14 protein-coding genes and 1 pseudogene are annotated in these 13,264 nt (G+C 59.3%); 14 read left to right on the top strand and 1 reads right to left on the bottom strand.

Going from position 1 to position 13,264, the window contains the following annotated elements:
• Window positions 1-46: 46 nt before the first annotated feature.
• The 3 genes and pseudogenes from OPU96_RS05640 to OPU96_RS05650 form a co-directional block, all read left to right on the top strand.
• Entirely contained in the window at window positions 47-772 is a 726-nt protein-coding gene (locus OPU96_RS05640) for a methyl-accepting chemotaxis protein (RefSeq protein WP_498558825.1), read from the top strand.
• A gap of 395 nt (window positions 773-1,167) precedes the next feature.
• Window positions 1,168-1,626 carry an Hsp20 family protein gene (locus tag OPU96_RS05645; RefSeq protein WP_498558806.1) on the top strand — a complete coding sequence of 153 codons (459 nt, stop codon included), beginning with the start codon at window positions 1,168-1,170 and terminating at the stop codon, window positions 1,624-1,626.
• A 377-nt stretch (window positions 1,627-2,003) separates the two neighbouring features.
• Window positions 2,004-2,456: pseudogene (locus tag OPU96_RS05650) on the top strand (tyrosine-type recombinase/integrase); the annotation flags it as partial.
• Here the strand turns inward: OPU96_RS05650 and OPU96_RS05655 are convergent.
• A complete protein-coding gene (locus OPU96_RS05655) occupies window positions 2,413-2,739 on the bottom strand; it encodes a nuclear transport factor 2 family protein (RefSeq protein ID WP_498558807.1) in 327 nt (108 codons plus the stop codon). The pseudogene OPU96_RS05650 and the gene OPU96_RS05655 sit on opposite strands and share 44 nt — an antisense overlap.
• A gap of 89 nt (window positions 2,740-2,828) precedes the next feature.
• Between OPU96_RS05655 and OPU96_RS05660 the strand changes: the two genes are divergently transcribed.
• The 11 genes from OPU96_RS05660 to OPU96_RS05710 all read left to right on the top strand — a co-directional run bounded on the left by OPU96_RS05660 (window position 2,829) and on the right by OPU96_RS05710 (window position 13,251).
• Window positions 2,829-3,191: a winged helix-turn-helix transcriptional regulator gene (locus tag OPU96_RS05660; RefSeq protein WP_498558808.1), complete on the top strand. Its 363-nt coding sequence runs from the start codon at window positions 2,829-2,831 to the stop codon at window positions 3,189-3,191.
• A gap of 652 nt (window positions 3,192-3,843) precedes the next feature.
• Entirely contained in the window at window positions 3,844-4,755 is a 912-nt protein-coding gene (locus tag OPU96_RS05665) for a methyl-accepting chemotaxis protein (protein WP_498558826.1), read from the top strand.
• A gap of 9 nt (window positions 4,756-4,764) precedes the next feature.
• Window positions 4,765-5,133 (top strand): response regulator, encoded by a 369-nt coding sequence (locus OPU96_RS05670; protein ID WP_192300086.1) that lies wholly within the window; start codon window positions 4,765-4,767, stop codon window positions 5,131-5,133.
• 23 nt (window positions 5,134-5,156) lie between these two features.
• The gene (locus OPU96_RS05675; protein WP_498558809.1) at window positions 5,157-5,444 is read left to right on the top strand and encodes an STAS domain-containing protein; all 288 of its coding nucleotides are present in this window, start codon (window positions 5,157-5,159) and stop codon (window positions 5,442-5,444) included.
• 41 nt (window positions 5,445-5,485) lie between these two features.
• Window positions 5,486-7,522, top strand: a complete 2,037-nt coding sequence (locus OPU96_RS05680; protein ID WP_498558810.1) for a chemotaxis protein CheA — start codon at window positions 5,486-5,488, stop codon at window positions 7,520-7,522.
• Window positions 7,523-7,551: 29 nt separating this feature from the next.
• Window positions 7,552-9,210, top strand: a complete 1,659-nt coding sequence (locus tag OPU96_RS05685; protein ID WP_498558811.1) for a methyl-accepting chemotaxis protein — start codon at window positions 7,552-7,554, stop codon at window positions 9,208-9,210.
• Between the two features lie 36 nt (window positions 9,211-9,246).
• Window positions 9,247-9,786 (top strand): chemotaxis protein CheW, encoded by a 540-nt coding sequence (locus OPU96_RS05690; protein WP_498558812.1) that lies wholly within the window; start codon window positions 9,247-9,249, stop codon window positions 9,784-9,786.
• Between the two features lie 10 nt (window positions 9,787-9,796).
• Window positions 9,797-10,606, top strand: a complete 810-nt coding sequence (locus OPU96_RS05695) for a CheR family methyltransferase (protein WP_192300091.1) — start codon at window positions 9,797-9,799, stop codon at window positions 10,604-10,606.
• Entirely contained in the window at window positions 10,603-11,136 is a 534-nt protein-coding gene (cheD, locus tag OPU96_RS05700; protein ID WP_498558813.1) for a chemoreceptor glutamine deamidase CheD, read from the top strand. The genes OPU96_RS05695 and cheD overlap by 4 nt, the downstream gene beginning before the upstream one ends.
• A complete protein-coding gene (locus tag OPU96_RS05705) occupies window positions 11,099-12,181 on the top strand; it encodes a protein-glutamate methylesterase/protein-glutamine glutaminase (protein WP_498558814.1) in 1,083 nt (360 codons plus the stop codon). The genes cheD and OPU96_RS05705 overlap by 38 nt, the downstream gene beginning before the upstream one ends.
• 134 nt (window positions 12,182-12,315) lie before the next feature.
• Entirely contained in the window at window positions 12,316-13,251 is a 936-nt protein-coding gene (locus OPU96_RS05710; RefSeq protein WP_498558815.1) for a LysR family transcriptional regulator, read from the top strand.
• Window positions 13,252-13,264 lie beyond the last annotated feature (13 nt).

The following is a 13,264-nucleotide window of genomic DNA, read 5'->3' on the forward strand; positions in this document are numbered from 1 at the left end:
TGAAGTGGCCGGCAGCAGCCAGCAACAAAGCGCGGCGGCCAGCACCATGGCGGCAGCGGCGAGTGAAATGACCGCCAGCATCGAGGAAATCACCCGGCACGCCGGTCGTGCGTTGAATATGGCGCATCAGGCCGAGTCCTTGGCCAAGGACGGCGGCCGGGTGATTCATCAAGTCGTCAGTGACATGGACGGCATCGCCCGCTCGGCGCAGCAATCGGCCCAGGTTATCCGTACGCTGGATAAGGAGTCCGAGGCGATTTTCAGCATTATCCAAGTGATCAAGGGCATCGCCGACCAAACCAACCTGCTGGCGTTGAATGCCGCGATCGAAGCAGCCCGCGCCGGCGAACAGGGACGGGGTTTCGCGGTGGTCGCCGATGAAGTGCGCAGCCTGGCAGGCCGCACCAGCACGTCCACCCAGGAAATTGCCAGCATGGTCGCACGCATCCAGCAAAACACCCGGGAAGCAGTGACCAGCATGGAGGAGGGCGTCGCACAGGTGGATAAAGGCATGGCGGTGACGGCGGAAGTCGAACGGGCCATCCGCGAGATTTTGCAGGCCACGTTGAGCACCACCGAGTTGGTCAACGACATCTCCCGCACCATCGGCGAACAAAGCCTGGCCAGCAATGAAATCGCCCATCAAGTGGAGATGATTGCGGGCATGTCGGAGAGTAATAGCCGAGTGATTGCCACGACTGCGTCGACGACGGATGAATTGTCATCGTTGGCGGGGGAGCTTTCGCAGTCGGTGGATCGTTTCAGATTGTAGGTTGATTATAACTAAACTAAATGACTATTTAGTTTAGTTATAACTTGTTTGAATAGCGTCAGGCGGGTCAGGGCGCCTTTTTGTCAGTATTGCCAAGGCTGAAAGGCGTTTATTCACGAAATAACCCACCACGCGTCAACGGCATAATTACCGGCCGGAGCCCCTGACATTTGAGGGGTAACCGATGCTTGCGGATTTACGCACTACAAAAGCGCCGAGCCCCAAACATTGCTATGTCGTTGAAAGGCCACGAAATTACAAATAAAGATTATTGCGTAGGGAAATTTTTCCGAACGCCCTTGAATTTTTGTCTTCTGTTCCTACCTAGGGTTTTACGTGATGCCGAATGAGGGTCACGTCTCAAATCACTTGGAGAAAACTCAGGAGATTTAGCAATGGCTACTACTCTTTCGTTGGCCCCACTTTTCCGCCATTCGGTCGGCTTTGACCGTTTCAATGACCTTTTCGAATCGGCGCTTCGCACTGAGGCTGGAACTTCCTATCCTCCCCACAACGTCGAAAAGCACGGCGATGACCATTATCGAATTGTCATCGCGGTGGCAGGCCTTGCTGAGGCGGATTTAGACATCCAGGTTGAAAAAGGCGTTTTGACGGTCGCTGGTGATAAGCGAGAAAGCAACGAAGATGTCACCTACCTGCATCAAGGTATCGCTCAGCGGGCGTTCCGGCTGTCGTTCCGCTTGATGGATCACATTGAGGTGCAGGGCGCGAAGCTCGCCAACGGCTTGCTGAATATTGATTTGCTCAGAGTTGTACCGGAGGAGGCGAAGCCTAAGCGCATCATGATCGGAGCGGCTGAGTCTACTGACTCTAAGCCGGTCAGCGAGCAGTAAGGTGAACAATGAGGCGCTCTTCGGAGCGCCTTTTTTTTGAGTATCACTACATCAGTTATCACCTGATGCATCGGTACAACTGGATTCGAGCGCACCAGTTCAACGATGGGCTGGGCCCGGCTCAGGCCGAGAAAAAACTTAACGGGATTAGTTGACCACTGCACACAGTCCTTGAAGCGAGAAGAGTTGAGGGTTGAGAGGATTGCCATTGGCCAGGGAGTAACCCTTGGTTTGAGATTTGCAATCTGGCCTGTAACGCCCCTGTTGGGTGTGTATTGTATTACGCATAATGTATATTATGTTAAACGACAGGCCATGTCATAAATGTTCATGAGCTGCCTAAGCCACTGATTCGACGAATTCGTTGTTGACGCCTAAAAGGTTCTCAGCACGCCTATGTCAGCATAAATGATCGCGAGCATGATTCCGCCGACCCGCGCGTCGAAGAGCCTGCGCTCAAAACACATGGGCGAACTGTAGGCATCTCCGCACAGTTGTATGAGGTCTACGAGCGCTATATCCAGAGCGAACGGCGCCCTTTGCGTAACGGAAAACCGATGAAATTGCTGTACCGCTATTTGTTCATCTCGAATCGTGGCCGCCCGCTGTCGATCCGCGCGTTGTCGAACGTCCTTGATCGGCTGTTTCTGACCATTGAGCTGGCTCAGCCGGGGTTGTTGCCTACACTTTCTGCACATGACTTTCGCCACACATTTGCAGACCGGTTTTTGGCTTACCTGGTCGAAAAGCGTGGGCATGACCTCGAGCGGGCCACGCCGGCAGTCATCAACCAATCTCCAGGGCGTTTATCTTTCCATCATGAATACTGAAGGTGTATGTCACTACCGCAGGACTGCCGGGAAAATTACCGGAGAGCCGCACGCTGATCACCGACTTTGCCTCATCCTCCTGACTGTCCACGGGTTCGGCCGTGTATTGGTACTTCGCTTTCGCTGCCGCTCTCCATGCGGTGATGGCATCAATACCCACGATGGTTTTTCCTTCATCCAGGACTGTCGCATCCTGCGTAAATACTGTGTTTAAGGTGCCGACGTCGGTGCCGGTCTCACTTGTAAAATAGGCTTCAATGGCTGGATGCCGACTAATACTCATCGAGTTATTCTCCTGATAGACAAGTGCTACTCATGATCAGCGCCTCAGCCAAACTCGACAAGAACGCACGAAAAAGTAAGTGACTACCAATGAGCCATAACAAGGTCTACACGCCTGATTCAGCTGCCGAAGATGTCAATGCCGTACTTGCACTACTGCGCGGCAGATGGAAACTGGTCATTTTGTTTCATCTCTTCGATGGCAAGGTTCAGCGCTTTTCAGATCTCGAACGCGTGGTCAGTGGCATATCTCAAAAAATGCTGGCTCAACAACTGCGGGGGCTGGAGCAAGATGGGCTGGTGATACGTACCGTCTACGACGAAAAACCACCTCGAGTGGACTACCGCCTGACGGCTTGGGGACAAAAGCTTTGTCCGGTGCTTGATGGCATGTTGAAGTGGGCCGAGGCCGACCACGAACAGGCATCACCCTCCTCCTCTCTTCCGGCCTAGGTGTTCGAGGGCCGGGCTCTGGTTACGACGGCGGTATAGCAAGGCGCCCGGTTGCGTGGCTGAACGCTAGGCGGTAGATCGCTCGGGCTTGAGCGCGCCTGGTGATTAAGATCTACGCTAAGACACTGGCGCCTTTAGTCGCCAAGAATACCTTCGTGGAGCAAGCTGTCCCTGCTGGTGTCGTTGGTGTGGCTCATGCGAGATTTGGGCGCGGTGAGTACATCCGAGAAACAGTCGCCTGCTGGTCATAAATCAGACAGATGGCACTTAGGTTGTCTAAAGTTGTGACGCACGGCGCAGATAACTCGTATGTCATTTCCACGCGCAACACAGTTCAAGGATCGAACTCATGACCCAGCGTCAATCCAGCCGCACTCCCCCTCTCGCTCATCCGCGTTTTCGCTGGTTCGCTTTGATCCCGGTGGTACCTGCCGTGATTTGGACACTGGTGCAATCAACCTCTGCGGCCAACCTGGCGGCTTGCGCGGTACTGGTGCTGATCGGCCTCGGTGCCTGCGCCTGGAGTGCGAGTTCGCAGCGTAACGCCGTGCAGCTAGGCATCGCGCAGGTGCAGGCGGCTCAGGCCGACGCGGGCGCGGCGCGCAACGGTATGGCTTCGCGGGCGCAGCTGGATGAGGTGTTGCTGGGCGCCATGCCGATCTGGGCCAAGCAGGTGGAAAGCTCGCGCCATCAGACCGAAGAAGCGATTGTGAGCCTGGCTAACCGGTTTACCGGGATCGCTACGCGCTTGCAGGAAACGGTACAGGCCTCGCAGCACGCTGCCGGAGAGCTGGATGGGCACGCCGCCGATGGGCCGCTTGAGGCGCTGGCACGCAGCGACAGTGAACTGAGCCAGGTGATCAACTCGCTCAAGGCCACGCAAAGCAGCCGTGATCAAACCCTGGCCCAGGTCCGCAGCCTGACCGCCTACACCGGCGAACTGCGCACCATGGCCGCTGATGTGGCCGCGATTGCTGCACAAACCAACCTACTGGCCCTCAACGCAGCCATCGAGGCGGCGCGGGCCGGTGAGGCCGGTCGTGGCTTCGCGGTGGTGGCCGATGCGGTGCGCAGCCTGTCGAGCAAATCCAGTGAAACCGGCCAGCAGATGTCGGCCAAGGTCGACATCATCAATAACGCCATTACGCAATTGGTGCACGCTGCGTCCAGCAACGCCGACCAGGACAGCCATTCGGTGGCCGAATCCGAAAACAGTATTCAAGTGGTGCTCGAGCGCTTCCAGAACATCACCGGGCGTCTGGCCGACTCCGCCGACCTGCTCAAGCAGGAAAGCTACGGCATCCGCGATGAGATGACCGAAGTGCTGGTCAACCTGCAATTCCAGGATCGGGTCAGCCAGATCCTCAGTCACGTGCGCGACAACATGCACGCTTTGCATGAGCACCTCCTGCAAGCCAGCCTGGCCCCCGACCAGGCGGTCGCCGTCGACGCCCGGCAGTGGCTGGCGCGCATGGAAGCCACCTATGCCACCGACGAGCAACGGCGCATCCACCATGGCGATGCGGCCGCGCAGCACAATTCTCAAGACATTACTTTCTTTTAGGAGTACCTCATGGCGAAGAATGTATTAGTGGTCGACGACTCCAGCAGTGTGCGGCAGGTGGTCGGTATTGCCTTGAAAAGTGCCGGTTACGACGTGATCGAAGCCTGCGACGGCCGGGATGCCCTGGGCAAGCTCACCGGGCAGAAGGTGCACCTGATCATCAGCGACGTGAACATGCCCCACATGGACGGCATCACCTTCATCAAGGAGGTCAAGAAGCTGGCCAATTACAAGTTCACGCCTATCATCATGCTGACCACTGAGTCCCAGGAGTCGAAGAAGGCCGAGGGTCAGGCCGCTGGCGCCAAGGCCTGGGTGGTCAAGCCGTTCCAGCCGGCGCAGATGCTGGCAGCGGTGTCCAAACTGATACTGCCCTGAACCCCGGCGCCAGGGAGGCTCCCATGCCGATCACCATCGACACCTTCGACGACACTGCCCGCGTGCGCATTGACGGTGAGCTGACGATTTACACCGTCGCGGAACTGGCAGGTGCGCTGCTGCCGCAGATCGGCGCGTCGCCACGCCTTGAGCTGGACCTGTCCCAGGTCACGGAAATGGATGGCGCCGGCTTGCAGTTGCTCGCGGTCATCCGGCGTGAGGCCGGCATCAGCGGTACAGGCTTGAGCGTGACCGGCCAGAGCCAGGTGGTCATCCAGGCGCTCCAACTGTGTCGCAGTGAGGCCTCATAGTCAGCGCTTCCCACGTTTTTTGATCGACAAGGAAAGGTCCGGTGAGCATCAATCTCGATCAGGCACAGCAGACATTCATCGTTGAGGCACGCGAGCTGTTGCAGGACATGGAGCAATCCCTGCTGCAATTGGAAAGCGAGCCCGCCGACCAGGATGCCATTGGCGCGATTTTCCGCGCCGCCCACACCATCAAGGGTTCGGCGGGCCTATTCGGTCTGGCGTCGATCGTGGGGTTCACGCATATCGTCGAAAACGTGCTCGACCACCTGCGCGAAGGCAGTGTGGCGGTGGACGCCGCTTTGATCGCACTGCTGCTCAAGTGCGGTGACCACATGCTCGAATTGATCGAAGTGGTCGCCGACCGCGGTGAGACGCCGACGCCCGCCGCGCTGGAGCGCGGTGAGGCATTGCGCGAGGCACTGAGTGCCTATTCGCCGCTGCCAACCACCGCTGTCAGCGTCGACACCGCTGAGGTGGGCGACGACGCGGCGGTGGAAGTGCTTTGGCATATTGACCTGCGCTTCGGCGTGGATGTCTTCCGCAACGGCATGGACCCGTTGTCGTTCCTGCGTTACCTCGACACCCTGGGCACGCTGTTGCAGGTCACCACCTTGACTCAGCACATTCCGCCCGCCGCCAGCTGGGACCCGGAAAGCTGCTATCTGGGCTTCGAGATTGACCTGCGCTCGACGGCCAGCCACGCCACCCTCAAGGAGGTATTCGACTTTGTGCGTGATGACTGTGAAGTGCAGATCAGCGCCGTAGACGAAGCGCCTGAGGGCACGGCGGCCATCGCTCGCGACCTGGTCACCCAGGCCGAACCCGCCTTTATGCCAGCAGCATCGCCGCGTCCGGCGCCCAGTGAGGTGAAAACCCGCGACGGCAATTACGTGCGCGTCAACGCCGACAAGCTCGACGAGTTGATCAATCTGGTCGGCGAGTTGGTGATCGCCAGCGCCGGCGCTAACCTGCTGGCCCGCTCCTCTAACAATGACCCGTTGCAAGAGGCGGCTTCGACGGTCTCGGGGCTGGTGGAAGAGATCCTCGATGGCGCCCTGCACTTGCGCATGATCCCCATCGGCGACACGTTCAACCGCTTCCGCCGCGTGGTGCGCGATATCAGCCAGGAACTGGGCAAGGACATCGAACTGATCATCAGCGGTGCGGAAACCGAACTGGACAAGACCGTGGTCGAGAAGATCGGCGACCCGCTGATGCATCTATTGCGCAATGCCATGGACCACGGTATCGAAAGCGCCGATGCGCGGCGTGCGGCCGGCAAGTCGGCGAAGGGCCATCTGAGCCTCAATGCCTACCATGACTCGGGGAGCATCGTCATTGAGATCGCCGACGACGGCGCCGGGCTCAACCGCGACCGCATCCTGCAGAAGGCTCAGGAACGCGGGCTGGTGGCCAGTGGTGCGCTGCTCACCGACCAGGAGATCTATAACCTGATCTTCGAAGCGGGTTTCTCCACCGCCGAGGCCGTGACCAACCTGTCCGGGCGCGGCGTCGGCATGGACGTGGTCAAGCGCAATATCACCTTGTTGCGCGGCACCGTCGACCTCGACAGCCGCCCCGGCAAGGGCACCGTGGTGCGCATTCGCTTGCCGCTGACCCTGGCGATCATCAATGGGTTCATGGTCGGCATCGACCAATCCACCTATGTGATTCCGCTGGACATGGTCCAGGAGTGTATCGAGCTGGATGAAGACCTGCGCCAGTCCAGCCGTGACACGGGATATCTGGACCTGCGTGGCGAAGTGTTGCCACTGGTGCACCTGCGCGATCACTTCAATCACGAAGGCCCGGTCGCCCGACGTCAGAATGTGGTGGTAGTGCGCAATGCCGAGCATAAGGCCGGGCTGGTGGTCGATGACCTGCTCGGCGAGTTCCAGACCGTGATCAAACCCCTGGGCAAGTTGTTCGGCGCACTGCGCGGCATCAGCGGCTCGACCATATTGGGCAGCGGCGCGGTGGCCTTGATTCTGGATGTACCAGTACTGCTCAACCAAATCGTACAACTGGAAGCCCGCACAACCCCGGCGCCTCAGTCGCCACCGGTCGTTGCCCGCTGACGCATTTGCAATTCCATGGAGGTTCCCCGATGAAATGGTTCTACGATCTTAAGATTTCCACCAAGTTGATCAGCTCGTTCCTGCTGGTCCTGGTGCTCACCGGGGCGATGGGCGGCTTCGCCATCCACCAGCTCGGTGAGGTCAACCATGCGGCCCAGGACATCAAGGGCAACTGGATGCCCTCCATGCGCGCAGCCGCCGGCATGCGTTTTTTTGCCGCCAACTACCGTTTGAAAGAAAACCGCCACATCGCTACCGAAATTCCCGAGGAAAAGGTCCAGGCCGAACACGAAGCCACCGAAGCGCGCCAGCAGTTCGAAACCCGCATGGGCACCTACGAGCAATTGCTGTCCAACGATGAAGACCGTCAACTCCTGGCCAGCGTCAAAAGCGCTTGGGACGCCTACCTTGCAAGCAGCAAGCAGGTGCTTGAGTTTTCTCGCCAGAACCAGAACGCCCAGGCGAGCGGTTTGCTCAGGGGAGAATCCAGGGGGTATTTCGATGAGGTGACCGCTCGGCTGCAGAAAATGGTCGAGTTCAACGACGCCGGCGCGAGCGCCGCCGGCGACAAAGGCTCGGCGCTGTATGAAAGCGCACGTGTGTCAATCATCGCGGTACTGGTCGCGGCCCTGCTGATCGGCCTGGGCCTGGCGGTATTCATCGCACGGATCATTTCCCGCCCGTTGCGCCAGGCCGCGAGCGCTGCCGAGCAATTGGCTGAAGGCAACCTCAACGCCCATATCGAGCCCGGTGGCAAAGATGAAACCGGCATGGTGCTCAACGCCATGCGCAACATGGTCGGCAAGCTGGCACATATCATCGGCGAAGTGCGCAATGCCGCCGATAACCTGGCCAGCGCCTCCGAGGAGGTCAGCGCCACCGCGCAATCGATGAGCCAGGCCACCAGTGAACAGGCCGCCAGCGTCGAGGAAACCAGTGCGTCGGTGGAGCAGATGAGCGCCAGCATCAACCAGAACACCGAAAACGCCAAGGTCACCGATGGCATGGCCAGCAAGGCCGCCAAGGAAGCCACCGAGGGCGGCGAATCGGTACAGCAGACGGTGGTGGCGATGAAGAAAATCGCCCAGCGCATCAGCATCATTGATGACATCGCCTACCAGACCAATCTCCTTGCGCTCAATGCCGCCATCGAGGCCGCCCGGGCCGGCGAGCATGGCAAGGGTTTCGCAGTGGTCGCCGCCGAAGTGCGCAAGCTGGCTGAACGCAGCCAGGTAGCCGCCCAGGAAATCGGTGAGCTGTCCTCCAGCAGCGTGGACATGGCCGAGAAAGCCGGCAAGTTGCTCGACGAAATGGTGCCTTCCATCAACAAGACGTCCGACCTTGTGCAGGAAATCAGCGCCGCGTCCGAGGAACAGGCGGCCGGAGTCGCGCAGATCAACACAGCGATGACCCAGCTCAACCAGGTGACCCAGCAAAATGCCTCGAGCAGCGAGGAACTGGCGGCCACGGCCGAAGAAATGAGCAGCCAGGCCGAGCAACTGCAACAGGCCATGAGCTTCTTCGTGCTGGATTCGGCGCCCAAGGCCGCGGTTCAAAGCAGCAGCGTGGACAGCCCCGGCAGCAAGCCTAACCGCCAGCAGCCACAGCCCAAACCACAGGCACCGCGCAAGGCATTCGCCTACACCATGGCCAGTGCCCCGGACGAAGCGGACTTCACCCGCTTCTGATCGCACGATCAAGGTGGGCCTACTAGGGAGAGTGATATGGGCGCAGTAATGACGACTCGGCAGGCCGCTGTGGCGGTAGATGAGGATGCGCAGTACCTGACCTTCATGCTTGGCGGCGAAATGTTCGCCATCGGCATTCTGGGGATCAAGGAAATTATCGAATACGGCAGCCTGACGGTGGTGCCGATGATGCCGGCTTTCGTGCGCGGGGTGATCAACCTGCGCGGCGCGGTGGTACCGGTGGTGGATTTATCCGCTCGGTTTGGGCGGGCCAACTCGGCGATCACCCGACGCTCCTGCGTGATCATCATCGAAGCGAGTACCGACGATGGCCAGCCCCAGGATATCGGGCTGCTGGTCGATACGGTGTCTGCGGTGCGGGAGATCCCGGTCACGCAGATCGAGCCGCCACCGAACTTCGGCGCGCGAATTCGTGCCGATTTCATCAGTGGCATGGCCAAAGTCGACGGCAAGTTCGTGATCGTGCTGGAGGTGAACAAGGTGTTGTCCATCGATGAGATGTCTAGCCTCGCCGAAGCCGGCCAGGCGCCGACCCTCGACCTCGACCCGCGTTGAGGCCCCGACCATGCCAGACAACGCTTGCATCGATGATCGTGAATTCGGTCAGTTCCAGAGCTGGCTGTACCGCGCGGCCGGGATCAACCTTTCGCCAACCAAGAAAGCGTTGGTGGCCGGGCGCCTGTTCAAGCGCCTCAAGCACTATGAACTGCAGAGCTATAGTGAGTATTTCAAGCTGATCATGAATGACCAGCGCAAGGGCGAACTGCAGGTCGCGCTGGATTTATTGACCACCAACGAAACGTATTTTTTTCGCGAGCCCAAGCACTTCGAATTCCTGCGTCAGCAGGTACTGCCCCACGCCGCGCCGAGCAAAGTGTTTCGCGTGTGGAGCGCGGCCAGTTCCTCGGGCGAAGAGCCCTACAGCCTGGCGATGACCCTGGCCGAAAGCCTCGGCACCACGCCTTGGGAAGTGACCGGCTCGGACATCAGCACCCAAGTGCTGGCCAAGGCGCGCACGGGCCATTACTCCATGGAACGCACCGAGACATTGCCCCAGCCGCTGCTGGCCAAGTATTGCCTCAAGGGCATTGGCCGCCAGGCGGGCACCTTCCTGATCGACAAGGCTTTGCGTAGCCGCGTCAATTTTGTCCAGGTCAACCTTAACGAGGCGTTGCCTGCCCTGGGGGAGTTCGAGGTGATCTTCCTACGCAACGTGATGATTTATTTCGATCAGCAGACCAAGCGCCAAGTGGTCGCACGCCTGCTGCCGCTGCTCAAACCCGGCGGTTATTTGATCATCAGTCACTCGGAAAGCCTCCACGGTGTCAATGACACCTTGAAGCTGGTGGCACCGTCGATTTACCGCAAGCCATGAAAAAGCCTATCGGTGCAGCCGAAGTAGTATTGGCACCTGGCCAGGTGTGTTTTTCGACGCGACCGACGCGCCTGCGGACCTTGCTCGGTTCCTGCGTGGCGATCACCTTTTGGCACCCGCAACGACTGATTGGCGGCATGTGCCACTTCATGCTGCCGGGGCGCTTGCGCAATCATCAGTGCCTGGACGGCAGATATGCCGACGAAGCTCTGGAACTGCTGCTGCGCCACGCCCAGGCGAATGGCACCCAGGCACTCGATTACCAAGTCAAGTTGTTCGGCGGCGGCGAGATGTTTCCCAACCTGCGGCGCCAACTGCCGACGCAGAACGTGGCCAGCCAGAATATCCGCGCAGCGCTGGCCCTGGCCGAGCGTCATCACCTGCACCTGACGGCCCAGGACATGGGCAGTACCGGTTACCGCACGATCATGTTCGACCTATGGAACGGCAACGTCTGGGTTCGGCACCAACCAATGGGAACACTTCAAGAAGATGCCTACCAAAAAAATCAGTGTACTGCTGGTCGATGACTCGGCCGTGGTGCGCCAGGTACTGCAGGCGATTCTTAGCGATACGCCAGATATTCACGTGATGGGCGCTGCCTCCGACCCGATTTTTGCCATGGATAAACTCTCGCGGGAATGGCCGGACGTGATCGTGCTGGACGTAGAAATGCCGCGCATGGACGGCATCACTTTTCTCAAGAAAATCATGAGTGAGCGGCCGACGCCGGTGGTGATCTGTTCCTCGCTGACGCAGAAAGGCGCGGAAACCTCGCTGCAGGCGCTGTCGGCGGGCGCTGTGGAAATCATCACCAAGCCGAGTACAGGGTTGAAGAGTTTCCTGATCGAATCGGCAGCCGAGTTGGTGGCCGCCATCCGTGCTGCCGCGAATTCCAACGTCAGGAACCTGGGCAAGCGCAGCGCCAGGCCGGCGCCATCACCGCCTCCGGCCAGCAAGCTCAGTGCGGATGCGATCCTGCCCGCCGGCAATGGCCATGCGATGGCTCAGACCACCGAGCGTATCGTCGCCATCGGCACCTCCACCGGCGGCACCCAAGCGCTGGAAGCGGTGCTGACCGCACTGCCGCGGGTGTGCCCAGGTATAGTGATCGTGCAGCACATGCCTGAGAAGTTCACCGCTTCGTTCGCCGAGCGTCTCAACAGCGTCTGCGAGCTAGAAGTGCGCGAGGCGCGCAACAACGACCGCATCCTGCCGGGCCTGGCCCTCATCGCGCCTGGCGGCAAGCACCTGATGGTCACCCGCAGTGGTGCCTATTATCACGCCCAGGTTATCGACGGACCGCTGGTTAACAGGCATCGCCCTTCGGTGGATGTGCTGTTTCGCTCGGTGGCCCGGTTTGCGGGCAGGAACGCCACCGGCATCATCATGACGGGCATGGGCGACGACGGCGCGCGCGGACTCAAAGAAATGCTCGACGCCGGCGCCGCGACAGTCGCCCAGGACGAAGCCAGTTGCGTGGTGTTCGGCATGCCCAAGGAAGCCATCAAACTCAACGCCGCTCAACGCATCATGGCACTGGAGGATATTCATCAAGCGATTTTGTATAAGTGAACGCGAGCCGCCCATGACATTGCCTGATTGGCCTCAGGTTACCGTTTGAAAGCTGCCATTCGTAGAATGTCTGAACAGCCTCCTGTGGCCATCGATCGGCATCCCAACCATCATTTGACGTGGAGCGGCAACGTTTGGAATTAAGACAACTGCGCTATTTCGTAAAAATCCTCGAACACGGCAGCTTGGGACGCGCAGCCCTTGAACTGGACGTCGGCGTATCAGCCCTTAGCCAACAGATCGCGAAACTTGAAAGTGAGCTGTCAACCCGTCTCCTTAATCGCACCACTACGGGTGTCACCCCGACCAGCTCTGGTATGGCGTTCCTGCACCATGCCCAGCTGTGTTTGCGGCAAGCCGAAAATGCGATCCTGGCCGCTCACCGTGGGCGAATGAGTGGCTATGTCACCGTCGGAATGGCGCCCACGACTGCCACTGTGCTTGCCCTGCCATTGATCAACGCAATGCGAGAGCGCTACCCGGATATTCAATTGCACCTGGTCGAGATGCTGTCCGGGCATTTGGCCACGCAACTCAATGCTCGCCAGATCGACCTGGCCATTGTGTTTCAACTCGAAGGGGGCAAGCGCTGGAGCGTGACACCGCTGCTCGACGAAAAACTATTTGTCATCAGTTCACCGCACCTGCCCCATGCGCCACAAGGAACGCGCATGCAACTGGCGGATCTGGGGCAACTTCCACTGGTGATGCCGAGCGCGCAACACGGTTTGCGTTCTACGCTGATGGTTGCGTTTGAACGTTCGGGGTTGGCGCCCAACATCATCATGGAAGTGGATGGTCTTGCCGTATTGATGAACGCCGTACGCGCAGGTCATGCTGCGACCATCCAGCCCGGTGCGGCAGCGGCGCTCAAAGGTGAGTCGGGACTTTCAGTGGTGGAAATATCCGATGCTCACGTAGGTCGACGAAACCTGTTGGCGACACTGCCGGATGATGAGCTTGCTCCCGCTGCGCTGGCGGCGCGGGTAGTTATTACGGATGTCGCTCGACAGTTGGTAGTTGATCAACAATGGCCGGGGGCGTCGTGGATCGAGGGCGTCGCCCCATGATCCCGGCGCCCTC

This window comes from Pseudomonas sp. RP-B7 (assembly GCF_059803535.1).

Excerpts from the sequence above, each read along its gene's own strand:
- OPU96_RS05640 (WP_498558825.1), top strand. The coding sequence starts at position 47 with ATGGCGGCAGCGGCGAGTGAAATGACCGCCAGCATCGAGGAAATCACC.
- OPU96_RS05645 (WP_498558806.1), top strand. The coding sequence starts at position 1,168 with ATGGCTACTACTCTTTCGTTGGCCCCACTTTTCCGCCATTCGGTCGGC.
- OPU96_RS05655 (WP_498558807.1), bottom strand. The coding sequence starts at position 2,739 with ATGAGTATTAGTCGGCATCCAGCCATTGAAGCCTATTTTACAAGTGAG.
- OPU96_RS05660 (WP_498558808.1), top strand. The coding sequence starts at position 2,829 with ATGAGCCATAACAAGGTCTACACGCCTGATTCAGCTGCCGAAGATGTC.
- OPU96_RS05665 (WP_498558826.1), top strand. The coding sequence starts at position 3,844 with ATGCCGATCTGGGCCAAGCAGGTGGAAAGCTCGCGCCATCAGACCGAA.
- OPU96_RS05670 (WP_192300086.1), top strand. The coding sequence starts at position 4,765 with ATGGCGAAGAATGTATTAGTGGTCGACGACTCCAGCAGTGTGCGGCAG.
- OPU96_RS05675 (WP_498558809.1), top strand. The coding sequence starts at position 5,157 with ATGCCGATCACCATCGACACCTTCGACGACACTGCCCGCGTGCGCATT.
- OPU96_RS05685 (WP_498558811.1), top strand. The coding sequence starts at position 7,552 with ATGAAATGGTTCTACGATCTTAAGATTTCCACCAAGTTGATCAGCTCG.
- OPU96_RS05690 (WP_498558812.1), top strand. The coding sequence starts at position 9,247 with ATGGGCGCAGTAATGACGACTCGGCAGGCCGCTGTGGCGGTAGATGAG.
- OPU96_RS05695 (WP_192300091.1), top strand. The coding sequence starts at position 9,797 with ATGCCAGACAACGCTTGCATCGATGATCGTGAATTCGGTCAGTTCCAG.
- cheD (WP_498558813.1), top strand. The coding sequence starts at position 10,603 with ATGAAAAAGCCTATCGGTGCAGCCGAAGTAGTATTGGCACCTGGCCAG.
- OPU96_RS05705 (WP_498558814.1), top strand. The coding sequence starts at position 11,099 with ATGCCTACCAAAAAAATCAGTGTACTGCTGGTCGATGACTCGGCCGTG.